We start from the raw sequence: 23,809 nt of genomic DNA on the forward strand, positions 1-23,809 counted from the left end.
TCCGATTTTTATATCAAAATCATCCGATTTTTATATCAAAATCATCCGTTCGGTTGGCTTCATTAGTGTAGCAGTTCACTCAAGGGCACGAGACGAACACTGGCAGGTTGCCGGAGACGCTGATTAAGATAAGCCATAGTTTCTGGATAAGGATGGCCAATGGCGAGGGCAAATCCATTGCGATGGGCAAATTTAATCAAGCGTTGGAATTGTTTTTCCAGTTGCTGTGGCGTCCTAATATTATCCAGAAACACTTGTCTCGTGGCGGTGGGCAGACCGTGCTCTTTGGCGATACGGCCAGCCACACTGTTTGGATTAGTCAGGCTGTCGACAAAAAACAACTGCTGCCGTTGCAACACTTCCATGACCCATTGCATGGGCTCGGGATGGGCAGTGAGCAAACTGCCCATGTGATTATTCACCCCTTGCACCCCTGGCAAACCCGCCAGATCATCCATTAGCACTTGCTTCAGGGTGGTTTCATCCATTTGCACATACAAACCACCGGGGCCTAATTTAAGTGCTCTTTCATTTTCCATCGGCGCATGCAGCAACGTAATACGCTGCTGCTCCTGGGCTTGTATGGCGGTTTTTCGGCCAAAGGGAGTTTGCGGCAGAATGGCTAGCGCCACTGCCACAGGCAGAGCTAGACTCTGCTCCATGCCACGACGGTTGTACCCCACGTCATCAATAATAATACCAATCATCGGTTGGGGTGGAGACGCATCCATAGGATTCACGTCGTCCCTCATTGCTTCGATGCGCGCCGGAGCGTTTAATTCTGGGGCGGATATATTGGGACGTAATAGCGGTAACGGCATCAAAGGCTGTTGCGATGGTTTACGCATCGGCAATGGCAGGGATGGTTCCGGCTTCCCCAAGACGGGATAACGCTCGCTTAATAGTTGATTGGCATCAGACCAAGACTCTGCTGCAACTAACCCGGCCCCACACAATACAACCACGGCACCCAGCCGTTGACACCAGCCCATATCAGTGACTCAATTTTAACTTCAGTGCTGAGTTAAGGACGACGTATGCTTGGAATAGCTGAAAGTCATCCTTAGCTAGTTCATCTGCCGAGGCCACCACATCTGAGCTAGTACGCTCAGCTCCACCCGTGCCATTGGCAAGATGACCTTGAAGTTCCGCCTCTTTGATAACGAAACGGCCACGTTTAATATCAACGGCGGCATCGGGTACCAGCATATCTGGGACAATGCCTTGCGCCTGGATAGAACGGCCATTCGGTGTGTAATACAGTGCTGTGGTCAGTTTAATTGCTGCGCCATTGGCGAGTGGCACAACGGTCTGTACCGAGCCTTTACCGAAGGTTTCCGCACCTAAAATCAAGCCACGCTGATGGTCTTGCAATGCCCCCGCCACAACTTCCGAGGCAGAAGCAGACCCTTCGTTAACCAACACCACTAAAGGCGTATCGGGCAACAGGGTATTTTCACTACTGGCAGTAAATTCGGTACGGGAGAGTTGATGTCTACCATCCGTATAAACCAGCATGCCATCACTGATAAAGGTATCCAACACGTCAGCGGCACTTTGTAATACGCCGCCGGGATTGTCTCGTAGGTCTAATATCAGTCCGGCTAAGTCACTCTGATCAGTCAATTCCAACACTGCATTACGGAACTCCTCACCGGTATCCCCTTGGAACTGGTGAATCTGGATATAGCCAATATTATTGCTCAACATGCGCATACTCAGACTGCTGTCTTCAATAAATCGGCGCTCCAACACATATTGCTTAATGTTATTGTCCCGCTCCACATCTAGCACAACTTGAGTTCCTGGCTCGCCGCGCATGACTCCCATAATGTCCGTCATATTCATGCCCGAGACCAGTTGGTCGTCAATGCGAATAATCACATCACCAGACTCAATGCCTGCCTCCGCAGCGGGGGAACCGCTGATGGGAGCAACCACGATCAATTTGTCTTCTTTAAACTCTACCTCAACACCTATCCCTGCATACTGTCCGACCGACAATTCTTCGAACTCAGCCACCTGATCGCGGCTTAGATACTCTGAATGGGGGTCAAGGGCGCGCACCATACCATTGAGGGCTTTTTGCAGGATAGCGTCATCACTCAGTTCCTCCACATAGCCTTCACGTATGGTCTCAAAGGTTTCCACAAAGGTTTGGATTTGCGTTAAAGGAATTGGAGGAACGCTGGATTCAGCGCCATGGGCAACACCCACGCCAAGGGCTAAAGCCAGTAGCTTTTGTTTCATTACATCATCCTCATGGTGTCAGTGCGCTGTGCGCAGCCATTCGTTATTTCACCCAAGTTTGGGGGGACAGTGGCTGACCGTTATAACGTAAGGCAAAAAATAATCCTGTTTCGGTGCGTCCACCAGAGCTGCCCGCCGTAGCAATGACATCATTGGCGTTTACCCACTCTCCGACTTCCCGTAGTAAGCTTTGATTGTAACCGTACAGTGACATATAACCCTCTCCATGATCAATGATCACCAAAAAGCCAAAGCCCCGCATCCAATCGGCAAACACCACCCGCCCGTGAAAAACCGAGCGAACTTGTTCACCTTCTTTGGCGGCATAGGTCACCCCACCAAGATTGACTTGGGAATTATCCGGTAGCACCGACAGATTCGCGAGTGGACGAATGAGCTTACCTTGTTGCGTTTTGAAGGGTGTGTCTTGGTCAGGAATCTGAATGTCCGCTAACGCTTGCTCCAACCGCTCCAACAAGCTTTTCAGCTGTGCTTGGTTTTCGGTTAACCGTTGTGCACGTTTACCACTGGTCTGTAAGTCTTTGTCCAGTCTGACCAATAGTTTCTGACGTTGCTGTTGCTCTTGTTGCAGTGAAGCCTGTTGCGCTTGTAGCTCTTGTTGCTGTCCAAGCAGCTGAGCACGGCGGCTACGAATACTTTTTTCCACTAAATGCAGCTCATTCACCTGAGTCGCATAGCCGTTGATAAGACCCTGTCGAGCTTGGGAAAAATAGCGATTGTAATGGATCAGACGCATGGTCTGGGCAGGAGATTGACCGTCTAGCAGAAAACGTAAACCATCGTCGTTACCAGAACGATAAACCGCCCGAAGTTGGGCGGCTATTTGATCGTGTTGCTGTTCAATACTGAGCTGCAATTCCCGCTGTTGTATTTGCAACTGCGAAAGCTGGGCTTCACCGGCTTTGAGATCTTGCATCAGATCACGGATCTTATTCTGCAAGTTCTGTATCGCCTGCTCTTTGGATTCGAGTTGTTGCTCCACGTCGGAACGCTCGCTCTTCAACTCTTTCATCCAAGTGCTGAGTTGTTGCAACTCTTTCTGCAACGCCTCGATTTGTGCCCGCGCTTCCTGCGGTGTTTGCGGTGCCGCTGACCAGCTTAAGCTAGCCAGCAACATACCCAATATGACCAAGCCGGTACGTACAAGCATCTGGTCAATCCATCTTTGTTAGCTGCGAACAAGCAGACTGTTACCCGTCATTTCGTTCGGTTTGTCCATCCCCATCATGTCCAACAAGGTGGGAGCGATATCGCATAATGCCCCATCTTGAATGCTGACACCAGCTTCAGGGGTGACTAATACTAAAGGTACTGGTTCTAGGGTGTGGGAGGTCAGTGGCTGAGTACCATCATCACTCAACATCTGCTCTACATTACCATGGTCGGCGGTAATCAAGCACTGGCCGCCAGAAGCTTCTAGGGCAGCGATAATTCGACCCAAACACACATCCACCGCTTCAACCGCTTTCACCGCCGCTTCGAAGATACCGCTATGGCCAACCATGTCGCCATTAGCGAAGTTACAGATAATGGTGTCGTACTTACCCGCTTCAATCACTTCAACCAGCTTATCGGTTACTTCTGGGGCACTCATTTCTGGCTGCAAATCGTAGGTTGCCACATTGGGAGATGGAATCAGTTCCCGCTCTTCCCCTTCAAATACGGCTTCCTCACCACCATTAAAGAAGAAGGTCACGTGGGCGTACTTTTCTGTTTCAGCAATACGTAGCTGTTTTTTCCCTGTTTTGGCTAGCACTTCACCAAGCGTATTGGTTAGCGCTTCTGGCGGGAACGCCACTGCAGCATTGATATCAGAGGCATATTCGGTAAAGGTGACGAAACCGGCTAGTTCAGGAGTAGCTTTACGCTCGAAGCCATTGAAGTCCGCGGCGGTGAAGGCGCGAGTTAACTGACGCGCGCGGTCAGGACGGAAGTTGGCGAAAATCACCGCATCCCCATCTTCGACTTTGACCGCATCACCAACGATGGTAGCTTTAACGAATTCATCGTTTTCGTCACGATCATAGGCATCATCAATGGCGTCAAAGGCACGGCTAGCATGGTAATCAGACTCGCCTAGCACAATGGCATCGTAAGCTTGCTGCACGCGATCCCAACGGTTGTCGCGATCCATCGCAAAATAGCGGCCAGTAAGTGTAGCGATACGCCCTACACCAATCTCTTTTAAACGGTTTTCTAGCTGCGCCACAGGTTCCAATGCGGAGCGTGGCGGAGTGTCCCGACCATCGGTGAAACCGTGTACGTAAACGGCTTTTGCCCCACGTTTCGCCGCCAGTTCACAAACTGCCATGATTTGCTCGTGGTGACTGTGTACACCACCGGCGGATAACAAACCTAACACATGCACCGCTTTGCCGGCGGCCACTGCTTTGTCGACCGCGGCCACAAGGGCTTCATTTTCAAAAAAGCTACCATCTTCGATGGCTTTGCCGATGCGGGTGAAATTCTGATAGACCACACGGCCCGCACCCAAATTCATATGGCCAACTTCAGAGTTACCCATTTGGCCTTCCGGCAAGCCCACAGCCATACCTGAAGTTTTGACTAAAGCATGGGGACGCTCCGCCCAAAGCTTGTCCCAATTTGGCGTATTTGCTGCCGCGATAGCATTGGAGGTAGACGTTTCGCTGTAACCCCAACCGTCCAGAATAAAGAGTGCAGTGGTTTTCTTGCTCATGCGTATGTTCCCGATTGAATAGCAAAGTGATGCTTGGATACTACCATAGGCCTGTAATTTAATTACAGACCATCGGCACTATGACAGGGATAAATTATGGTTATCGCTTAATGAAAATTAAGCATCCAATCTCTGAAGGTGACTACCTGTTCTAAATCGGCTTTATCGGCAGGGTAGGACAAGAGGTATTCATGGGGGGTATCCACCGCTGCACCGAACGGGGCAATCAGCTCACCGTTAAGTAAAGATTGCTCGGCAATGATGGTTGGTAGGATTGCTACCCCCATATGATGCTTGGCGGCTTCTAGCAACATATGAAAATGGGCGAACGAAGGACCAGCAAAAGAGCCACTTTCCATCCCTTGGGCTACCATCCAATCGGGCCATGCGTTGATTCTTGATGACAGGTGCAGTAAGGGGTAATCCATCACACTTTCCGGTGCCATAGTATCCGCATCGCGTTTACCCAGTAGGTTTGGACTACAGACAGCGATGACTTTTTCATCTAATAGATGATGGGAAACCGCCCGGGGCCAATGATCGCCGCCATAATGGAGAATTATATCAATGGATTCATGGTCAATTTTGGCCGCATCATCCAATGAGCGCACTTTTATCTGAAACTGGGGATGTTGCTTTTGGAACTCAGCCAGTCTTGGCATCAACCAAAATGAAGCCAATGTAGGAAGGGAGGAAATAGTTAAGGTGGTCTTCTCATCTTCCCTGTGCAACATACGCAGACTGGCATTTTCCATACTGTCCAACAGGGGTACGACTTCTTTGTAGTAGGCAGCCCCCGTACTGGTCAGCACAAGCCGCTTATTGAGACGGATAAATAGATCCCGGGACAGAAACTCTTCCAAGTTACGAATTTGGCGACTCACAGCACTTTGGGTCAAATGTAATTCCTGTGCTGCCCGAGTGAAACTAAGGTGTCGAACGGATGCTTCAAAGCATTTTAGTGCTGTCGAGGACGGAATATAACGCCGCATTAGTATGCCATTACTGATTAGATGTAAGAAAACGTAACTTTACCGTATTGTCGGCCAATACCACAGCAAAAATACAATAAGCGCCCTAAAATCGGGCGCTTATTGGTAGAAGGTTATTCAACGCAAAGTTTGCTGTTTTGCGAACTAGCGCAAAGTACCGGTTTGCTGCCCCAAATGGTAGGTATGAGCCCCCACTTCGTAGAACATGCGTTTCAGCTCCCGGAATGGGATATCCCGCAACAAGGTAGTAGGAATAGATAACTGTTCTCGCTGACCGGTAATCAGTTCCGCTAGTTCTTTACCAACCACCGTGCCAGGCCCAATCCCGCGACCACTGTAACCGGCGATGCTATATAATCCTTGCTGTAACTGCTGACAGTGAGGAATATGGTCTTCGCTATAGGCAATGTGTCCAGTCCATTTGAATTCCCACTCCACCTTACCAAGCGCTGGCCATAAATCCGCTACCCGTTGGGTTGCCCAAGATGCCAATGCCCCGCCGACGTTGCCCATGCCGCCAAACACGAGGCGACCGCGCTGATCCATACGGGCGGAGCTCATTACCGTACAGGTGTCCCACATGCCTTCTTTATTAGGCAAAACAGCCGCTAGTTGTTGCTCATTCAAAGGTTTGCTGGCAAGTTGGCTGTAGAAAATGGGGACGAATTTACGGGTTTCTTTTTCTGCGGCGAAAGCACTGTAAGCATTGGTAGCTTGGATTACCTGCTGGGCACGGACCACACCTTGGGCGGTTTTCACCAACCAGCCACCTTCACTTTGGGATTCAATTGCAATCACCGGGGAGAAATCAAACAACTGCGCTCCCTCTTTGATCGCTGCATGGGCTAAGCCACGGGCGTACGCCAAGGGCTGAATGGTCCCTGCTCGGGGGTCAAACAAAGCCGAATTAAAGGTAGCTGAGCCAATTCGTGCTTGGGCTTCTTCTTTGTTCAGCAATTGTACTGGTGCACCGCGGGCACTGAGTTGATCAAAACGGCGCTGTAGTTGCGCCAACCCACTTGCCCCAACTCCGGCATGAAGTGTTCCCTTGCGGGTTGGTTCACATTCAATGCCATAGGTTTCGATCAACTGGTACACCAAGTCTGGCGCTACGGCGAGGGCATCGTAAAGGACTTTTCCAGCCGCTTTGCCTAGCTCTTGATCGAGTTGATCTGGCTCCAACCATAACCCGGCATTAGCCAAGCCAACATTTCGCCCAGAGCCGCCAAAGCCAATTTCTTGGGCCTCAATAACAGCCACACTGCGACCGAACTTGGCCAAATGTAGTGCCGCCGATAGACCGGTAAAGCCGCCACCAACAATGGCGACATCAACTTCTTTCTCCCCACTCAGTGGGGTTAATTCCGGCCCCGCCGGAGCACTGGCACGCCAAAGTGAATCACATACTTGCTCGGCCATAACATAACCTCAAACACATTCAATCAATGACATCACGGAACTGGCAAGAATTGTTGTCGTCCCAACCCAAAAGAGGGAAGGCTAAGCCTTCCCTCTTTTCCACACAGTGTTGCTTATTCGAACACGATGCCTTGTGCCAATGGCAGGTCACCACCATAGTTAATGGTATTGGTGGTGCGGCGCATGTAGTTACGCCATGCATCGGAACCGGACTCACGACCGCCACCGGTTTCTTTTTCACCACCAAAAGCGCCACCGATTTCTGCTCCAGAAGTACCAATATTGACGTTGGCAATACCACAGTCAGAGCCTGCTGGAGACATGAATAGTTCCGCTTCACGCATGCTTTCGGTGAATACCGCAGAAGACAAACCTTGTGGTACTTCATTTTGGATTGCTAACGCTTGCTCGAAATCGCTGTAAGTCAGTACATACAGGATAGGCGCAAAAGTCTCTTCATGGACGATCGGCGCATCATGGGCAATACGTACGATGGCTGGACGCACATAGAAACCACCGGCAGGTACACCTTCAGTCACACGCTCACCGCCAAATACCACTTCACCGCCTTGCGCTTTAGCCGCTTCTAGGGCTGCTTGCATACGGTTGAAGCTACCTTCGTAGATTAGCGGACCAACCAACTTGCCTTCTTCCAGCGGGTTGCCGATGCGAAGCGTGCCGTAGGCTTTGGCAACACGTTCAACCAAACCATCTACAACAGATTCATGGGCGATCAAACGACGCAGAGTAGTACAACGCTGACCTGCCGTGCCGGCAGCGGCGAACACGATGGCACGTAGCGCCAAATCTAGGTCTGCGGTCGGTGAAACGATCATGGCGTTGTTGCCGCCGAGTTCTAGTAGGGAACGGCCTAGACGCTTCGCTACAGTTTGCGCCACCGCTTTACCCATTGCCGTAGAACCAGTAGCAGAAACGAGCGGGAATACTTCACTTGCAGCAATCGCTTCACCTAGATCGCGACCACCAATCATCACACTGACTGCCGCTTTTGGAATGTCTGGCATATCGGCAATCACGTTTTGGGCGATTTGGTACATAGCCAATGCACATAGAGGTGCTTTTTCCGATGGTTTTAGCAGGATTGGGTCACCACAAACTAGGCCAAGCATAGCGTTCCAAGCCCAAACCGCCATTGGGAAGTTAAAGGCAGTAATCACAGCCACTGGGCCAAGCGGATGCCATTGTTCCATCATGCGGTGCCCCGGACGCTCAGACACAATAGACAAGCCGTGTAGCATGCGCGATTGACCTACAGCGAAGTCACACACGTCGATCCATTCTTGTACTTCACCGAGGGCTTCCGGCATGATTTTACCCGCTTCAAGGGCAATCACTTCCGCCAGCTCAGTTTTGTATTTACGGGCTTCTTCACCAATACGGCGTACTAATTCGCCACGACGTGGTGCCGGAATCACACGCAATACTTTAAATGCTTCTTGTAGCTGTGCGTTAACGGCATCCAGTTGCGCTGGGGTCGCATTATTGAACTGAGATAGCTGAGCGCCATCAATTGGACTATGGGCAGTGAATGCATCGCCTTCACCTAGTGCTACGGTGTTTCCGGTCAATACGCTGTAAAAAGTATCGCCTTGTTTTAGGCTATTTACACCCAGTGTTTCTAAACAAGCTAAGCTCATGTTGCACCTCGTAGTTACGCTTTAATGGGGAATAGTTGTTTCTATGGCTTCACCATACTCACTGTTGCTATCAATGAGAAATATTGATTTCCTGCTAGTGATCTAGCTTTTACCTATAGCCAACGCCATAATGAACTCATCATAACGAGGCTAAGCAATGGATATTCGATCATTACGTTACTTTATTGCCGTGTTTGAAGAGCGCAGTCTAAGTGGTGCCGCGAAGCGTTGCTTCGTCGCCCAACCGTCTATTTCGACGACACTGGCGCAACTGGAAGAGGATCTAGGTACCAAGTTATTTGTGCGGCACTCGAAAGGGGTTACGCCTACGGATAGTGGCAGCCAGCTATACCCCCATGCCTGCAAAATGGTGGCAGATATGAATGCCATGCGGGGCATGTTTAGCGATTCCTCCACCCCATTGGAACTGTCCATATCACTGGCACCGTTTTTATCCGGTGCCTTGATCAGCCAAGTTATTAAAAAGTTGCTGGATGATATTCCCGGCCTAACTCTGAGCTTGGTAGACGAATCAGAACAGGCGGATTTACGTTTCACTTGCAACAGCTACACCAGCGATACGGATGTGTTTTATCCCCTGTGGGAAGACAACTATGTGATCGCTATGCCGGTAGGTCATTGGCTGGCTGAGTTTCCAACTGTGTCGATTAAGCAAATTGATAAATTGCCGTTTATCTCCCGCCGCCCCTGTGACATCCAAGAGTCATGGAATTATCTGATGCAAAAGCAGGGATTACAGGTGGATACCCGCGCCCAAGTGAAAACCGAAGAATACGCGTTGGATTTGGTCGCGGCAGGACTAGGGATTTCCTTGATCCCTGAGCATTCAGCCCGCTCCCGAGCGGATATTGTGCTGCGTTCTGTTAGTGATGTGACGTTAAAACGGGTCGTGGGTCTGGCCCACCACAAACAGCAAAGCTTCCCCGCCCATCTAATCAACACCATCCTGACCGCGAAACAGTCATTGTTTAATAAAAAAATCTCAAGCAAGACAAGTGTCACATAACATTTCTTAATGACAAAATGCGTTTTTACCTTTTGCACGAATGCTCAGCCCTAACTAGAGTGCTAATAAAGCAAGACGCTGAAGCCTAACCAAAGTTTTTAGGTTTGGGGTCACGTCCACCATTTAACTGCACCATAAAAATAGTCGGAGTTCATATGCAAGTTACTGATTTTTTTGCCAATCTATGGGAACACTACACCCAAATCGCGCCTCAGGCTCAGCGCATTCAAGACCTGTTCAAAAGTCATGGGGAAGAAGTAATCAATGATCACGTGGCGTTTCGTACTTTTGCAGACTCACCGATCAGCCTCGAAAAACTCGAACCACAGCTAGTTGCCATGGGTTATGAGCCTTACGGTGCTTTCCGCTTCGAGCAAAAGAAACTGAACGCCCGTTGCTACAAACACACAGAGAACAGCGAACACCCTAAGATTTTCGTCTCAGAAATCGTCGCGAGCGAATTGCCAGAAGCGTGCCAGCCTATTATTGCCAAACTTATTGCCCAGATCCCGGCGGATGCCGTACAAGGTCCAGAAATCTTCTGGGCAAAACAACTTTGGACTGCACCAAGCGAAGCGGATTACCGCACTCTAGCTGAGTACAGTGAATATGCTGCTTGGTTGAGCACCATGGGCTTACAAACCAACCACTTTACTGTCAGCATTAACCACCTGAAGAAGTTCCCTACCATTCAACAGGTCAATCAACTGCTACAGGACGAAGGTTACCTATTGAATGACGTAGGTGGTTTGGTGAAAGGCTCTCCCGAGCTGTACCTAGAACAGTCTTCTACTATGGCAGACAAGGTTGAGTTTACCTTTGCCGGTGGTGAAACTCGCACCATCACTAGCTGTTTCTACGAGTTTGCCCTACGCCACGTACAACCCGATGGCACTGTATTTGACAGCTTTATCGAAGGTAACGCGGACAAAATCTTCAATTCCACGAACAACAAATAAGCGTCTTTGCTCATTTCCTTCATGGGAAAACACTGACTATCAAGGGAAGACACCGTCTTCCCTTTTTTGTTTTACATCTAAATTTTGTTTCTATTACCGCGATGGAAGCGTCATTTTCTAGTCAAATTGAAGTGCTAGTCTGTACCGCTTCGGCCACCTGTGTATAATGATTCGCCGATGTTTTAACGCTTTTTTTGGACTACAAATGAATCAGTTAATTGAGTTTGTTATCAACCATTGGGATATGGTAGCGATTTTTGTTGCTATCCTTGCCACGGTTATTTTTTATGAAATGAAAGGCGGTGCTCGCAGTGTCTCCAATACGGAGATGACCAACATGGTCAACGAGAAAGACGCTGTTATCGTCGATATCCGTCCAGCCAATGAGTTTCGTACCGGTCATATTACCGATTCGAAGAACTACCCTTCTGCCAAACTAAAAGATCAAATGGGACAGCTTGAGAAATACAAAAGTAAGCCCATTATTTTAGTCTGTAAAACGGGCATGACTGCAGGTTCTGTTGCTGGCGACTTGATCAAAGCAGGCTTTGACGTGTACAAACTACAGGGTGGTGTGACCGAATGGCAAAATGCCGGTCTACCTCTGGTGAAAAAATCAAAATAAGGTTCCTATCATGGCACAAGTAACCATCTACTCAAGCGACTACTGCCCGTTTTGTATTCGGGCCAAACACCTGCTGAATGCTAAAGGCGTGCAATTTCAGGAATTTTGCGTAGATGGCAACCGTGAATTGCGCCAAGAAATGATGGAAAAATCTGGGCGTCATACCGTACCGCAAATTTGGATTGGTGATACCCATGTGGGCGGTTGCGACGATTTATTTGCTCTGGAACGCGCCCAACAGCTGGATGCTATGCTCGCCTCCTAGCATTCCTTAAAAACACAATAGCGAACAAAGGATCATCCTAATGGCTGAAGAAAACGCCCCAGTACAACCACAACTTTCGATTCAACGCATTTACTTGAAAGATATTTCGTTTGAGTCGCCACGTTCTCCTATGGTGTTCCAAGAAGAGTGGAAGCCTGAAGTCGGTCTTGAACTGAACACCAAGAGCCGCCAAGTAGGTGAAAATCTATACGAAGTGGTACTGGATGTTACTGTTAACGTGAAAAACAACAACGAAGCGGCTTACCTTGTGCAAGTTCAACAAGGTGGTCTATTCACTATCGCAGGCTTTGAAGAGCGTCAATTACACCACGCTTTGGGTGCATTCTGCCCAGGCACTTTGTTCCCGTACGCCCGTGAGAACATCGACTCTATCATCACTAAAGGTAGCTTTAATCCAGTGATGCTTGCGCCGATTAACTTCGACGCTTTGTACCTAGAAAGCCTGCAGAAACAACAAGCAGAACAACCAGCCCAGTAAACGACCGTTTATCTGCGCTAGTGTACAACAAAGGGGGCTCAGGCCTCCTTTGTCATTTTTGTCAGCAGGTGTCAGATATGGAGACTAAGGTATGTCCAAGAAGAAGCGTAAACCCTGTCCTTACTGCATGAAGCTACGTTGGCTGATACTGTATCTTGGTTGTATGGGGTTAATTGGGGTACTATTTGTTCATCAATTCACCAGCCAAGGAAGCTAAGCATTGCTAAGGCTCACTCTACTCATCACCCTAATACTGACCTTAAGTGGTTGCGCCACCTATCGCCAAGATATTGATGAGGGCTTGCAGCTGGCCAAAAATGGCGATTGGCAAGGTGCTGAGACGGTGATCGACAAAGCCCTTGAAAGCCCTCAAGACACATTATTGCGTTACCTCGAAAAAGGCGCTCTGGCACAATATCAAGGGGATTATGAACGCAGTAACGAGCTACTCGAACAAGCCGAACAACTGAGCGATACTTTTTTTAAGAAAAGCCTAGAAAACCGTGCATGGGCTTTATTGTCTAATCCCCGTCAAAGTGACTACTACGGCAATGGCGTCGAGCGAGTCTATATCAGCTATCTTAAGTCATTGAACTACCTTGCTTTAGCGGAAGAAGCACCGGCACGCACCCCACAACGTCAAAGCCTATTAGATGCCGCCGTGGTAGAAGCCCGTCGCATTGACTTAAAACTGAATGAAATCTCCGCCTTAACCACCAGCTACGCAGAGTTAGATGCCAAGGAAAACCAAGCCTTTTATATGAAAGCGTTGGATTGGCTAGGGAATTTCTATGCCGGAGGGCGTAGCAGTGAAGAGTTTCAATACCGGGAAGACGCTTGGGGGCGCTACTTAGAAGGTCTGCAATATGAAAGTGCGGGGGATTACGACGATGCCCGTATCAGCTACACCAACGCAGCCAAACTGTACGAATCCGGTTACGCCAAACAATACGATTTATCCCCCATGACTGCCCAGCGGGCACGATTAGATGCCATCCGCATGATGCAAAAATCCGGCTGGTCACAGGGGGAAGTGGATGCTGCAATAAACCAGTATTTAGACAGCGCCCATCAGGAATTGTTAAGCCAGTATCAACAGCATGATACGGAACTGGTGATCATTGAGCACCAAGGCTTTATACCGGATAAAGCCGAAATGAGCCTGTTTTTATACGCCGATCCCGAAGCCTACTCTCTGGTATTAGACCCAGTGATTCCCTATGAAAACGGTCGGCGTAATCTAAACGATTACGATGAATTCCGCTGGTTTACCATGGTGTATTCCGACGCTAATCCGCTGTCCATGTTTGCCAACTACAAGGCCGGAGGCATTTGGCGTACCTTTGATGGTTTATTTACCAAGCGGGTTATTTTAGGGGCGGGAGTATGGCGTCAGCTGCGATCCTTAGGTTTAGAAGAGCAGTTATTACAGGTGCCGCTGCGGATTACGGTGCCCTTCTATCGCCGCTTCGAGCTGGATAATCAGCCAGGAATACTGAGCCTAGGGGCAGACACCATGCAAACCCCCACGCTGCGTATGTCGTCCTTGGCGGATATCGCCTTACAAGATCAAATTGCCCATGCCCAACGGGATATTTACGAAGGCTTGGTGCGGGAGTTACTGCGTGCGTGGTTAGCCCAACAAGCTCGCCAGCAATTAGTCAAAGACAATACCCTGGGTATGTTGGTTGGCTTTGCCAGCCAAGTTGCGTTGATGGCAACTTCCGCGGCAGATACCCGCAATTGGCTGACTCTGCCAGCCCAAGTAAGGCTACAACGCCGACCATTAGCTGCCGGTACTTATACGCCCAACTATCAGGTTGGCGAACACAGTTTCACCATGGAGCAAACGCAAATTGCCTCCGGTGAGATGAAAATCTGGAATATACGTAACCCTTATTAAAATTCATCACTGACTAGGCAAAGGTAGACAGTATGTTAATGATCAAATCCCGTTTTATCGCCCCCGCTGTGGTGGCCTCCGCATTGGTTCTTGGCTTGACGGCCTGTAGCTCCCCCGGTGTGCAACGTATCGATGTGAATCAGGAAGTGGCACTGTCCGACCGCTGGAATGATACCGACTCGCGCTTGGTCGCCGAGGAGATGATGGCGGATATGCTGACTTTCCCTTGGTACAGCAATTTTAAAGTATCCCATTCCGGCAACCCGACGGTAATCGTGCAATCCATTCGCAATAAAAGCCATGAGCACATCCCAGTGGATACCTTTATCAACGACATCAAACGCAGCCTACTGCGTGCTGGTACGGTCGACTTTGTGGTTGGCGGTGCGGAGCGTGATGATGTGCGCGATGAACGTACCGACCAAGAGCTCAATGCGGCTCCGGGTACTGCAGCGGAATTTGGCCTAGAACAAGGTGCCGGTTTTGCTCTTTCCGGCACCATCAACTCCATTGTCGATAGCAATGGTGAGCAACGGGTGACCTACTATCAGGTCGACTTAAAATTGATTGATATGACCAGCAACCGCGAGGTTTGGAATGGTCAGAAGAAAATCAAGAAACTTGCCGATAAAGGATTTTTCTAAATGATTATTCGCCAACGGAAGGCGCTACCCTGGTTACTCTCTGGCTTGATCGGTATGGGTCTGGCTGGATGTGCCAATGCGCCGCAGACAAAGACAGCACCCCAGTGGTTAACCCAGCCGCCTCAAAACAGCCAGTTCGTCTATGGAGTGGGTTCGGCTCCGGTGAGTGAGAATTTCCCCCGCGCCTATCAGGTGGCAGAAAGCAATGGCAATGGACAAATTGCCCAGCAGCTGCAAGCGGAAGTGGTACAAAGTACTGAGACTCAAACACGCCACAGCATGACCAGCGAGGGGCAAAATTTTGAGCGGGTAAACCAGCTTTTTACCCAGGTAAAAACCCAACCCTTAGCCGTCACCTATATTCGCAACCAAGAGCGCTATCAGGACGAACGCTATGTGTACGCTTTGCAAGCCCTAGACCGTTATGCCGCTATGGCTGACTTGGAGCAGCAAGTCCAATCACTCGATCAACGGCTTTTTGCTAGCGCGGCAACCTTGCCCAATCAAGAGCAAATCCATGAAAGCCATTGGCGCACCTATTTTGGCTGGATTGCCTTGTTCGCCGAACGCCAAGATTTGGTGGAAAAGTATCAGCTTTATGCACAAGCCCCATTCCAAAGCCCAAGTGATGACCGGATACAAAACCAACAGGTTTTGCTAGCCAAGGCAGTGGCACAGCTAAGCTTTGCCACAGAAGATACGGCCTTAGCAGCCGCTTTGACTCAAATGGGTCTGCAAGTCAGCCTTGGAAACCAGGCCTTTTTTCAGATTAGATCGCGACAGGAACCGACACAAAAGCAACAGGATAAACGTTTTTATCAGTTTCTTGATGGTGAGATATCAGTCATGGCTCGCACTGGTCAGCAAGGCCATATGACTATCGCCGCACGGGGCATAGGTTCCCAGCAACAACAGGCACAAATCAAAGCCCAACAAAATTGGGGGGAGAAAGGCGCGACGGAAATCTTTGCTTGGTTAACTCAATAAGTTACTGCGCGCCTTGATGCTAGGCGATTGGCTTATAGTAAGCCAATCGCTAGTGATGGGAAGAGAATGATCATAATCAAGCGTACTAGGTCGGACAGTACGAAAGGCATTACCCCCCGGTACATCTGGCCGATCGAAATATGCGGTGCCACCGACTTAATCACAAATACGTTCATGCCCACTGGCGGAGTGATCAACCCTAGTTCCACGGTGATGACGGCAATGATGCCAAACCAAATTGGATCAAAGCCAGCCGCTTCAATTAACGGATAAACCACAGGTACTGTTAGAAGCAGCATGGCGATACTGTCCATCACACAGCCCAGCAACATAAACAAAATCAATACGGCAATCAGCACCATATAAGGTGACAGCTGCATGGCGTCGACCCATTCCACCAAGGTGAATGAAATCCGCGATACGGATAAAAAGTAACCGAAGATTTCCGCACCAATGATCATAAAGAAGATCATGGCGGACATCACCAGCGTTTCTTGCACCGCTTCCAGAAACTGCGGGAAGCGCATGCCCCGTACCACCGCGATCACCAAAGTTGCTGCTGCACCGACTGCCGCTGCTTCTGTCGGCGTAAACCAACCAGAATAAATACCGCCAATAATAAAGAGAAAAATACCGGTGAAAGGCACTAAACCTTTCAGACCTTTAATTTTCTCCATCACGGTAGTGGCTTCACCTGGTTGAGCCATATTTGGGTTAACAGTCACTAAAATAGCCACTGTTAGCCCATATAACACCAATCCCAATAACCCCGGAATCACACCGGCGATAAACATATCACCCACTGACTGTTCGGTGATCAAAGCGTAAAGCAACAAGGCAATGGATGGTGGAATCATGATACCCAAGGTGCCGCCTGCTGCCAGTACACCTGTCGCTAACGTGGGTGCATAGCCATTCTTTTCCATCTCCGGCAAAGCCACGCGGGACATACTCGCCGCAGTGGCCATAGAGGATCCCGAAATCGCCGAGAAAATACCGCAAGAAGTTACCGCTGCAAGTCCCATACCGCCGCGCCAAGCGCCAAACAGCTTGCGTGCGCCGGTAAATAGCTCTTGGGACATACCAGCCTTGGAGGCAAACACTCCCATTAAAATAAACATTGGAATGGGGCTGAAACTGTAGTTTGACATAGTTTCAAATGGCCCAGTCCCCAAGATAGATACCGCAGGATCAAAGGCAACAATCGCTGCAAAACCTACAAAACCCATTAGCGCCATGCCCAAAGCGATAGGCGCACGCAACGCAATCATGAGCAACATGACTGCAATGCAAGTTAACCCGATAGCAGTTGTACTCATGGCTTAACCCTTCTTATTCGTTATCAGTGCCAACGCCTGGAGCGCAGCGGACAAGGCCAGCATGGCCGTTGCAAAGCTCGCCACGGCGTAGAAATAGCTCATTGGTATCAGCAAATCTTGTGTCGTTTCATAGTAGAGATCGGACTCCACCATCAAGTGAAAAAAACTGTAACACATACCCACCCCAAGTAGCCCAAAGCACAACAAGTAAAGTGCCTCAAGCCAGTCTTTGCGGCGCTGGGAAAGCCCTTCCGTAAACAAATCTACAATCACCTGAGAACGGCTAACAGAATGGGGCAAAATAAACAGAACGGTGAATAGCAGTGAATATTTCACCAGCTCCACACCACCGATAAAAGTCCAATCCACAGCACCGTCAGTCATCCCGAATAGTCCACGGGACAGTACATCCGCTAGGGTTGCCACCATCATACCGATCAGAAAGACACCACCTATCCAGTGCATCACAAGGGTTATCTTGTCAAATGCACGAATTAATGAACTCATAATTACACTCCGATAAAAACAGCCACACTGAATCGAGCCACACCTTAAGTATGGCTGAAACATCACAGCGCAGTTAGTTTTTTGATCTTGTTCGGAAGGCGGGCTCTAACAAAGAGCCCGAAGTGAACAGTTATTTACAGGTTGTTTGACCAAGCTCGACAGCACGGGCATACACCTTGTTTGCAGGCATACGTTTTTTCTCTACTTCAGCTAGGTACTCTTCTGTAGCTTGGTACAACACAGGTTTCCAAAGTGGGTTCTCCGCACCGCCATCAATAGTGACAATGTTGTGTCCAGCTTCAACGGCCTGTTTGCGTCCTTCTTCATCTAGGCGATCAAAGGAAGCAGCAGCGATTTGAGACCATTTCATACCAGAGTTGTTGTCAATGACCTGCTTAAGATCTGCTGGTAGACGGTTGTAAAACTGCTTGTTCATGGTCACGATGAAGGACAAGGTGTACAAACCACCTACTTCGGTGTGATTAGTAGCCAATTCGTTGAGACGGAAAGTGTATTGCCCTTCCCAAGGTAGAGAGACCCCATCAATTACGCCACGCTGAGTGGATTGATAAGCTTCAGGTGCCGGCATACCCACTGGCTGCGCTCCTAGTCCTTCTAGAATTTTTGCTACCACAGCAGTAGGACGACGAATGCGTAAACCTTCCAGATCAGATGGTTTTTCAACTAGACGGTTAGTAGTGTGAATACCACCCGGCCCGTGGGTAAAGAAGAACAGTGGCTTGGTATCACGGTATTCGCGATCCAAATGACCTTCATCATAAAGACTTTGGATAATACAAGAACCTTGCTCTGCGCTATTCACCAAACCCGGTAACTCAACCACTTGGGTAAGAGGGAAGCGGTTGGCGGTGTAGCCCTGCACGGTTGCCGATACGTCCGCAATCATATTCTTTGCTGCATCATAAAGAGCTGGTGGCTTGGCAAGCGTAGAGGATGGGTAGATTTCTACTTCGATGCGGCCATTGGATTCTTTCTCGATGGCTTCCGCCCAAGGCTCGAAAATGTCTTTCTGAGCGCCCGCCACAGGAGGGAAGAAGTGAGCAAAGCGTAAGGTGTATTCAGCCGCTTGGGCGCTAGTACCTACGAGTGCTGAGGTCGCTAAAGCCGCAATGGCTCCGTGTTTTATTATTTTTTTCATATCAGGCTCCGAGTCAATGATTGAGTCATTGTTGTTATTATTCGATCACTATGTAATCGAGCTTATATAACAAAACTAACAATCAATTGCGCCAGAAGGTAATTGATTCTAAGGTGCTGACATTGAAAAAAAGTATAACCTTGTTTTGCGAACGATCAGTTTCTGAATATTTTTAAGCATAAAAAAGGCGCCCGTAGGCGCCTTTTGCTAAACTTTGCTATTGATAAAACGCAAATCCTTTATTTTTCATCAATTTATATAGCACTAATCTTTCAGGTCTTCGTAAGGTAAGCCAACATACTGCTTGGCGATCACCCGACGCCCCTCTTCAGTGCTCGTAAAGTAGTCGAGTTCAGAGGTCATAAACTTAGAAAAGGTCTCATTGTCCGTACCGTTTACCGCTACGTCACCAAAGTCATGCATCATATTGGTCATCCACCAGGAGAAACGCTCCCCGTGCCAAACTCGGCGCAGACAAATGGCGGAGTATTGGTCAATACAGCTGCGGTCGTTGTCCTGATAAACCCGCGTTAGCACCTTGTAAAGAGTGGAAACATCGGAAGCAGCGAGGTTCAAGCCTTTCGCCCCGGTAGGCGGAACGATATGGGCAGCATCGCCCACAAGGAATAAGTTGCCATATTGCATCGGCTCACAAACGAACGAACGCAACGGCGCAATACTTTTTTCGATGCTTGGCCCAGTTTCCATCTTGTCCGCCACATCTTTTGGCAAACGCAATTTTAGTTCTGTCCAAAAGGCTTCATCACTCCAATCTTCCACTTTGTCCGTCAATGGCACTTGAATGTAGTAACGGGAACGGGTTTGCGAACGCATACTCGCTAGGGCAAAGCCACGATCGGTTTTGCAGTAAATCAGCTCTTCATGGGCTGGTTTAGTGTCAGACAGCAAGCCAAGCCAACCAAACGGATAAACACGCTCGTACTCTGTTTTCACCGTATCTGGAATGGTTTTGCGGGATACGCCGTGGAAACCATCACAACCAGCGATAAAGTCGCAATCAAGACGTACTTGCTCCCCTTGGTACTGGAACGTGACATAAGGAGAGTCCGTTTTGACATCATGTAGCTCAACATCACTGGCCTCATAATAGGTTGTCAAACCCGAATCTTGGCGTGCTTGCATCAGATCCCGGGTGACTTCGGTCTGGCCGTACACCATCACCGTATCGCCACCAGTCAATTCGTCTAGGGCAATGCGAATACGTTTGTCATTGATGGCTAACTCTACGCCGGTATGGACTTCCCCTTCACGATCCATCCGCTCAGCTACGTCCGCTTCACGCAGCAAGTCCACCATGCCTTGCTCTAGTACACCGGCACGGATACGGCCCAGTACGTACTCACCAGACACTCGTTCAATGATGACGTTTTCAATACCTTGCTTAGCAAGTAATTGTCCTAGCAATAATCCGGAAGGGCCGGCACCAATGATGGCTACTTGAGTTTTCATAGCTTGCTCCACCTATTTTTCTTCTTGAGTGTGAATAACGTTTTCTTATAGTGATGCAAGTTAGGGAAAATAATTAGGCACATTCAAGACTAGATTTTGTACTTTTCGGACAGTTCTGCTTTACTAATCAAAGCAAGACATTGACTAAAAATTTATCTAGCCAACTGATTTGTATAAATTTTTATGCAGACTTTAAGTTGATATTCAAAAATAATATAGCGTTTGATTTTTTTCGAAAATGGACAAAAGCAATGACAGCCTCCCGCAAGCAAATCCCCCAGTTCTCCTTGGAAGGAGAGCAAAACTGGTTTGATGACCCACAATTTGTCCATTTGGAAGACATCGCTAGCCGCAGTCGAGAACGGGAGTGGGTAATAAATCCGCATCGGCATACCAGGCTTTATCAAATACTCCTACTAGAACACGGGGAAGCCAGCGTTACTCTAGATACCGAGCAATTCAATCTAGCAGGTCACTGGGCGATTTTGATCCCGGCTGGCATCGTCCACAGTTTTCGCTTTGCACCCAATACCGTGGGCAAAGTGTTGTCCATTGCAGAGACGCTGATAATCAACAACCATGCAGCCATGCCTGCCGCGCTTCACACCACCCTACTTAGCACTCCAACCTGTTTAAGTTTTACTCACCAAGAAGACTGTTTCAGTAGCTGCCAGACTCTCGTCAACTTACTGCAAACGGAGTTTAACTATCCTCAGGTAGGCCGTACTACCATGATAGAGAACCTACTTGGCAGTCTGTTAATTCAACTACAACGGCTACAAAACTCACTGCCAAGTCATAACAGTGACGACAGCTTAGCGCTACGTATCAAGCAACTGATTCATACTCATTTTAGAGAACATTGGTCGGTACAAGACTACGCTAGTGCGCTCAATGTTGGAGAAAAGAAACTGACTCGGGCAACCCAAAAAGCCTTTGGTCGTACCGTTAAGGAGTTAAGTTTGGAGCGCTTACATCTGGAAGCTAAACGTCAATTGGTCTATACCCAAAAATCTATCGAAGAGATTAGCCATGATCTCGGCTATGCTGACTTCGGTTATTTTTGCCGATCATTTAAACGATTAGAGGGAAAAACCCCTGCACAATATCGACAAGCCGCCTTCACTTTGTAATAGATTAGTTTTACTCAACTATAGCGTTAATATTGATCGTTTGTTCATCTAAGGCATGACCTCTATCATAAGCCCTGTAAGATATTAAAACCCTACCGACAGGAGCTTTACCATGAACAAATTTGACGAACTAGACACTGAATACTACGTTGAACGCGCTTACGAACTACGTCGTACTTATGTTGCCGCTAGCATCAAAGCTGCCGCAAAACAAGTGAAAGCCTTTTTCAAAGGTTTGGTGCGCATCCCTGCTCTGCTTCGCCCTGCTCACTAATCTTGGTGACTGATTACTAGCTGATTCGCTGACAACAATAATAAATTCAGCGCAGCTCGGTCACCTTGCTCTACACTCCTCCCTACACTTCATAAAAAATATTTATAACCCTTCTTCAAAACTAAATTTGTAACAATAGTTTTCTATTCTCAGTCACATCTGCGACAGATATACACAAACACAACATTGTCATCTAAGCGTCACAATTATTTCCTATCATCAAGCTAAGAAGATTTTCTCGCTTACCTAGTGATAGAGACGCTATCCATGCAAGACCAAACCAGCTCACTACTCGATGAAATTTTGGCAAAAAGCCAAATTACCCCATTATTTCAACCGTTCCTAATTGTATGGAAAAATATTCCATATCGCCGGGCGAACAGCGTTCCCGACTGTGAGTGCTCCAAGCTTACGCTCGGGCACTTACCCCCGAGGTATGGGACACCGTCCTAGACTCCGTGCCATTTGAGAGCGCACTTTGCCTAGATAGCTTTCGCTTCGAGAGCAGCGTTGCATACGCCACTGGTTTTCGAGCTACCTTCCTCCAATAGGACCATACGTGTTCCGTAGCCTTCCTTTCAGGTAGCCAAGAAGCGGTTTGATCTTCACGATTGGGTTGCTCGCGATAATTCTTTGAGCGCCGAGCAATGACCAGTGCAGCCCCTGGATGGGGCGTTAGGCCATAGCGCTCAGCAAACTTATGTTTGCCAATCTGACTGGTATAAGCAGGATTGACGTCTTTTACTTCTATGCCGTGATCAAGACACCGAGCCTTGATCACTTCGATGATCTTTGAGTAAGCAAACGCACTGATCATGCGGTTGTAGCGGCGATCCTCGTTAGCCTTTAAATCTTGCTTCTTACGCTTAAAATCCAGCGCTTCAAGCACGATCGGCTTACGCGTTCGATGCGCAATCTCGACAAGCTGTTTCACAGCATCACCAATGACAGCCATACGTTGGTGGGTGGTTTTGCCGTGGGTATGAGCGTTAATTCGGTGCTTGTTGATTGGATTACCATGACGATCCATCTCAACCACTGCAAGATGATGTGCGTTAATGTCTACGCCAATCGCACCTTGCGCTTCAATGCTCTTTTTCTTTGCCGCTTGGACTTCGATGGAGAGGAAAACTCGCCAACCCTTTTCGTCACGAACGAAACGGTACGTGATAGCGCCGCCTCGTTTTAGTGTGCATTTAATCGCATCTTCACCGTGAGGAAGTTCAATGGGTAAAACAACTTGCTTGTAAAGGCCTGTTTGCTCAATGACTGAATTTGGCAGACGCAAGTGAAGAAGCCACTGGTCATTAATGCGTTTTAGCTGGCAACCTTGGCAACCCGCAGACTCATCTTTGGAGCCCAACACCGAAAATTGACGATCACGGTAAGTCTGCCAATCCTGCTTCCAGTCAGCATGGTTTTTATAACCGTTCGCCTCAAGGTGATACTGAGCATGGAAAAGCTTACGCGAGCCAAAGCACAGAGAGACCGTGCTCGCTTTTTCAGCGACCAACAGCTTCTCAAGACGATGTTTCTGAGTAGCAAGGCGACGCTTCTTGTGATGCAACTTAAAGGCCGTCTTGTTCTTGGTGGCTGCCCCGGTTTTGCGATCCGCATTTAAGCGACGTTCCAACGCTTTTACCGCTTTTTCGGAGGATTTGATGCGCGCTTTAGCGGCTTGGATGTGGTCTTTGCGAAGCTCTTTGATGGACTCGACTTTGCCACGAAGGCCATAGAGGATGGCGTTATATTGTCTAGCAGTGATACCAAAGCGAAGTTGGAAGCCGCTTTTGTGCGTTTGTGTGGGTCGAATACCTTGAGCAAAGGTTTGGGCAAAAAGCGTGCGTTCTGCTTTTGAGAAAATCGCCGCATAACTCGACAGTGCTAAATCGGATTCAGCACTCAGGTTTTTGAGTCGAGTTTGATAAGTGCGGTGCGTCATTCCTTTGTTGCCTCAATGGCTTTCTGAGCACGATTTTTGGCCGAGCGTCGTCCATAAA

The 23,809-nt window shown here is 48.6% G+C and carries 23 protein-coding genes; 11 read left to right on the plus strand and 12 right to left on the minus strand.

Annotation, left to right across the window (positions count from 1 at the left end; genetic code table 11):
* Positions 1 to 62: 62 nt before the first annotated feature.
* The 7 genes from FJM67_RS05220 to amaB form a co-directional block, all read right to left on the minus strand.
* A complete protein-coding gene (locus tag FJM67_RS05220) occupies positions 63 to 992 on the minus strand; it encodes a divergent polysaccharide deacetylase family protein (protein WP_140587617.1) in 930 nt (309 codons plus the stop codon).
* Position 993: 1 nt separating this feature from the next.
* Complete coding sequence (locus tag FJM67_RS05225; protein ID WP_140587618.1) at positions 994 to 2,250, minus strand: S41 family peptidase; 1,257 nt, start codon at positions 2,248 to 2,250, stop codon at positions 994 to 996.
* A gap of 43 nt (positions 2,251 to 2,293) precedes the next feature.
* A complete protein-coding gene (locus tag FJM67_RS05230) occupies positions 2,294 to 3,421 on the minus strand; it encodes a murein hydrolase activator EnvC family protein (RefSeq protein WP_140587619.1) in 1,128 nt (375 codons plus the stop codon).
* A gap of 18 nt (positions 3,422 to 3,439) precedes the next feature.
* Positions 3,440 to 4,969, minus strand: coding sequence for a 2,3-bisphosphoglycerate-independent phosphoglycerate mutase (gene gpmI, locus FJM67_RS05235; protein WP_140587620.1), 1,530 nt, complete (start codon positions 4,967 to 4,969; stop codon positions 3,440 to 3,442).
* Positions 4,970 to 5,076: 107 nt separating this feature from the next.
* On the minus strand, positions 5,077 to 5,961 hold the full coding sequence (locus FJM67_RS05240; RefSeq protein ID WP_140587621.1) for a LysR substrate-binding domain-containing protein: 885 nt from the start codon (positions 5,959 to 5,961) through the stop codon (positions 5,077 to 5,079).
* Between the two features lie 144 nt (positions 5,962 to 6,105).
* Positions 6,106 to 7,380 carry an NAD(P)/FAD-dependent oxidoreductase gene (locus tag FJM67_RS05245; RefSeq protein ID WP_140587622.1) on the minus strand — a complete coding sequence of 425 codons (1,275 nt, stop codon included), beginning with the start codon at positions 7,378 to 7,380 and terminating at the stop codon, positions 6,106 to 6,108.
* A gap of 113 nt (positions 7,381 to 7,493) precedes the next feature.
* Entirely contained in the window at positions 7,494 to 9,038 is a 1,545-nt protein-coding gene (gene amaB, locus FJM67_RS05250) for an L-piperidine-6-carboxylate dehydrogenase (RefSeq protein WP_140587623.1), read from the minus strand.
* Between the two features lie 157 nt (positions 9,039 to 9,195).
* On the opposite strand from amaB, the gene FJM67_RS05255 reads away from it, so the two are divergent.
* The 9 genes from FJM67_RS05255 (at position 9,196) to FJM67_RS05290 (ending at position 15,947) form a co-directional block, all read left to right on the plus strand.
* Positions 9,196 to 10,065, plus strand: coding sequence for a LysR family transcriptional regulator (locus FJM67_RS05255; protein WP_140587624.1), 870 nt, complete (start codon positions 9,196 to 9,198; stop codon positions 10,063 to 10,065).
* 155 nt (positions 10,066 to 10,220) lie between these two features.
* Positions 10,221 to 11,024: a DUF1338 domain-containing protein gene (locus FJM67_RS05260; protein WP_140587625.1), complete on the plus strand. Its 804-nt coding sequence runs from the start codon at positions 10,221 to 10,223 to the stop codon at positions 11,022 to 11,024.
* A gap of 205 nt (positions 11,025 to 11,229) precedes the next feature.
* A complete protein-coding gene (locus FJM67_RS05265; RefSeq protein WP_140587626.1) occupies positions 11,230 to 11,649 on the plus strand; it encodes a rhodanese-like domain-containing protein in 420 nt (139 codons plus the stop codon).
* 10 nt (positions 11,650 to 11,659) lie between these two features.
* Positions 11,660 to 11,914, plus strand: coding sequence for a glutaredoxin 3 (gene grxC / locus FJM67_RS05270; protein ID WP_140587627.1), 255 nt, complete (start codon positions 11,660 to 11,662; stop codon positions 11,912 to 11,914).
* Positions 11,915 to 11,954: 40 nt separating this feature from the next.
* A complete protein-coding gene (gene secB / locus FJM67_RS05275; RefSeq protein ID WP_140587628.1) occupies positions 11,955 to 12,413 on the plus strand; it encodes a protein-export chaperone SecB in 459 nt (152 codons plus the stop codon).
* A gap of 91 nt (positions 12,414 to 12,504) precedes the next feature.
* Positions 12,505 to 12,630, plus strand: a complete 126-nt coding sequence (locus FJM67_RS17855; protein ID WP_268888259.1) for a hypothetical protein — start codon at positions 12,505 to 12,507, stop codon at positions 12,628 to 12,630.
* A 3-nt stretch (positions 12,631 to 12,633) separates the two neighbouring features.
* Positions 12,634 to 14,316, plus strand: a complete 1,683-nt coding sequence (locus tag FJM67_RS05280; protein WP_140587629.1) for a hypothetical protein — start codon at positions 12,634 to 12,636, stop codon at positions 14,314 to 14,316.
* Positions 14,317 to 14,348: 32 nt separating this feature from the next.
* Complete coding sequence (locus FJM67_RS05285) at positions 14,349 to 14,960, plus strand: penicillin-binding protein activator LpoB (RefSeq protein WP_328591924.1); 612 nt, start codon at positions 14,349 to 14,351, stop codon at positions 14,958 to 14,960.
* Entirely contained in the window at positions 14,961 to 15,947 is a 987-nt protein-coding gene (locus FJM67_RS05290) for an LPP20 family lipoprotein (protein ID WP_140587630.1), read from the plus strand.
* A gap of 32 nt (positions 15,948 to 15,979) precedes the next feature.
* Here FJM67_RS05290 and FJM67_RS05295 read toward each other — a convergent pair whose 3' ends face one another.
* From FJM67_RS05295 to pobA, 4 genes are all read right to left on the minus strand, one after another.
* A complete protein-coding gene (locus tag FJM67_RS05295) occupies positions 15,980 to 17,266 on the minus strand; it encodes a TRAP transporter large permease (RefSeq protein WP_140587631.1) in 1,287 nt (428 codons plus the stop codon).
* A 3-nt stretch (positions 17,267 to 17,269) separates the two neighbouring features.
* A complete protein-coding gene (locus FJM67_RS05300; RefSeq protein ID WP_140587632.1) occupies positions 17,270 to 17,773 on the minus strand; it encodes a TRAP transporter small permease in 504 nt (167 codons plus the stop codon).
* A 130-nt stretch (positions 17,774 to 17,903) separates the two neighbouring features.
* Positions 17,904 to 18,932 (minus strand): TRAP transporter substrate-binding protein, encoded by a 1,029-nt coding sequence (locus FJM67_RS05305; RefSeq protein WP_140587633.1) that lies wholly within the window; start codon positions 18,930 to 18,932, stop codon positions 17,904 to 17,906.
* A 264-nt stretch (positions 18,933 to 19,196) separates the two neighbouring features.
* The gene (gene pobA / locus FJM67_RS05310) at positions 19,197 to 20,402 is read right to left on the minus strand and encodes a 4-hydroxybenzoate 3-monooxygenase (RefSeq protein WP_140587634.1); all 1,206 of its coding nucleotides are present in this window, start codon (positions 20,400 to 20,402) and stop codon (positions 19,197 to 19,199) included.
* 251 nt (positions 20,403 to 20,653) lie between these two features.
* Between pobA and FJM67_RS05315 the strand changes: the two genes are divergently transcribed.
* Both FJM67_RS05315 and FJM67_RS17485 read left to right on the plus strand, forming a co-directional pair.
* On the plus strand, positions 20,654 to 21,535 hold the full coding sequence (locus FJM67_RS05315; protein ID WP_140587635.1) for a helix-turn-helix domain-containing protein: 882 nt from the start codon (positions 20,654 to 20,656) through the stop codon (positions 21,533 to 21,535).
* Positions 21,536 to 21,647: 112 nt separating this feature from the next.
* Entirely contained in the window at positions 21,648 to 21,809 is a 162-nt protein-coding gene (locus tag FJM67_RS17485) for an RSP_7527 family protein (protein WP_181161435.1), read from the plus strand.
* Positions 21,810 to 22,218: 409 nt separating this feature from the next.
* On the opposite strand, the gene FJM67_RS05320 is transcribed toward FJM67_RS17485, so the two are convergent.
* Complete coding sequence (locus tag FJM67_RS05320; RefSeq protein WP_140587636.1) at positions 22,219 to 23,751, minus strand: IS200/IS605 family accessory protein TnpB-related protein; 1,533 nt, start codon at positions 23,749 to 23,751, stop codon at positions 22,219 to 22,221.
* Positions 23,752 to 23,809: the final 58 nt, after the last annotated feature.

The sequence above is a fragment of the Maribrevibacterium harenarium genome, from assembly GCF_006385675.1.
Taxonomy (GTDB): domain Bacteria; phylum Pseudomonadota; class Gammaproteobacteria; order Pseudomonadales; family Marinomonadaceae; genus Marinomonas; species Marinomonas harenarium.

Excerpts from the sequence above, each read along its gene's own strand:
- pobA (WP_140587634.1), bottom strand. The coding sequence starts at position 20,402 with ATGAAAACTCAAGTAGCCATCATTGGTGCCGGCCCTTCCGGATTATTG.
- FJM67_RS05295 (WP_140587631.1), bottom strand. The coding sequence starts at position 17,266 with ATGAGTACAACTGCTATCGGGTTAACTTGCATTGCAGTCATGTTGCTC.
- secB (WP_140587628.1), top strand. The coding sequence starts at position 11,955 with ATGGCTGAAGAAAACGCCCCAGTACAACCACAACTTTCGATTCAACGC.
- gpmI (WP_140587620.1), bottom strand. The coding sequence starts at position 4,969 with ATGAGCAAGAAAACCACTGCACTCTTTATTCTGGACGGTTGGGGTTAC.
- FJM67_RS05230 (WP_140587619.1), bottom strand. The coding sequence starts at position 3,421 with ATGCTTGTACGTACCGGCTTGGTCATATTGGGTATGTTGCTGGCTAGC.
- FJM67_RS05315 (WP_140587635.1), top strand. The coding sequence starts at position 20,654 with ATGACAGCCTCCCGCAAGCAAATCCCCCAGTTCTCCTTGGAAGGAGAG.
- FJM67_RS05300 (WP_140587632.1), bottom strand. The coding sequence starts at position 17,773 with ATGAGTTCATTAATTCGTGCATTTGACAAGATAACCCTTGTGATGCAC.
- FJM67_RS17855 (WP_268888259.1), top strand. The coding sequence starts at position 12,505 with ATGTCCAAGAAGAAGCGTAAACCCTGTCCTTACTGCATGAAGCTACGT.
- FJM67_RS05305 (WP_140587633.1), bottom strand. The coding sequence starts at position 18,932 with ATGAAAAAAATAATAAAACACGGAGCCATTGCGGCTTTAGCGACCTCA.
- FJM67_RS05245 (WP_140587622.1), bottom strand. The coding sequence starts at position 7,380 with ATGGCCGAGCAAGTATGTGATTCACTTTGGCGTGCCAGTGCTCCGGCG.
- FJM67_RS05225 (WP_140587618.1), bottom strand. The coding sequence starts at position 2,250 with ATGAAACAAAAGCTACTGGCTTTAGCCCTTGGCGTGGGTGTTGCCCAT.
- FJM67_RS05320 (WP_140587636.1), bottom strand. The coding sequence starts at position 23,751 with ATGACGCACCGCACTTATCAAACTCGACTCAAAAACCTGAGTGCTGAA.
- FJM67_RS05240 (WP_140587621.1), bottom strand. The coding sequence starts at position 5,961 with ATGCGGCGTTATATTCCGTCCTCGACAGCACTAAAATGCTTTGAAGCA.
- FJM67_RS05260 (WP_140587625.1), top strand. The coding sequence starts at position 10,221 with ATGCAAGTTACTGATTTTTTTGCCAATCTATGGGAACACTACACCCAA.
- FJM67_RS05290 (WP_140587630.1), top strand. The coding sequence starts at position 14,961 with ATGATTATTCGCCAACGGAAGGCGCTACCCTGGTTACTCTCTGGCTTG.
- FJM67_RS05265 (WP_140587626.1), top strand. The coding sequence starts at position 11,230 with ATGAATCAGTTAATTGAGTTTGTTATCAACCATTGGGATATGGTAGCG.
- FJM67_RS05220 (WP_140587617.1), bottom strand. The coding sequence starts at position 992 with ATGGGCTGGTGTCAACGGCTGGGTGCCGTGGTTGTATTGTGTGGGGCC.
- amaB (WP_140587623.1), bottom strand. The coding sequence starts at position 9,038 with ATGAGCTTAGCTTGTTTAGAAACACTGGGTGTAAATAGCCTAAAACAA.
- grxC (WP_140587627.1), top strand. The coding sequence starts at position 11,660 with ATGGCACAAGTAACCATCTACTCAAGCGACTACTGCCCGTTTTGTATT.
- FJM67_RS05255 (WP_140587624.1), top strand. The coding sequence starts at position 9,196 with ATGGATATTCGATCATTACGTTACTTTATTGCCGTGTTTGAAGAGCGC.
- FJM67_RS05285 (WP_328591924.1), top strand. The coding sequence starts at position 14,349 with ATGTTAATGATCAAATCCCGTTTTATCGCCCCCGCTGTGGTGGCCTCC.
- FJM67_RS17485 (WP_181161435.1), top strand. The coding sequence starts at position 21,648 with ATGAACAAATTTGACGAACTAGACACTGAATACTACGTTGAACGCGCT.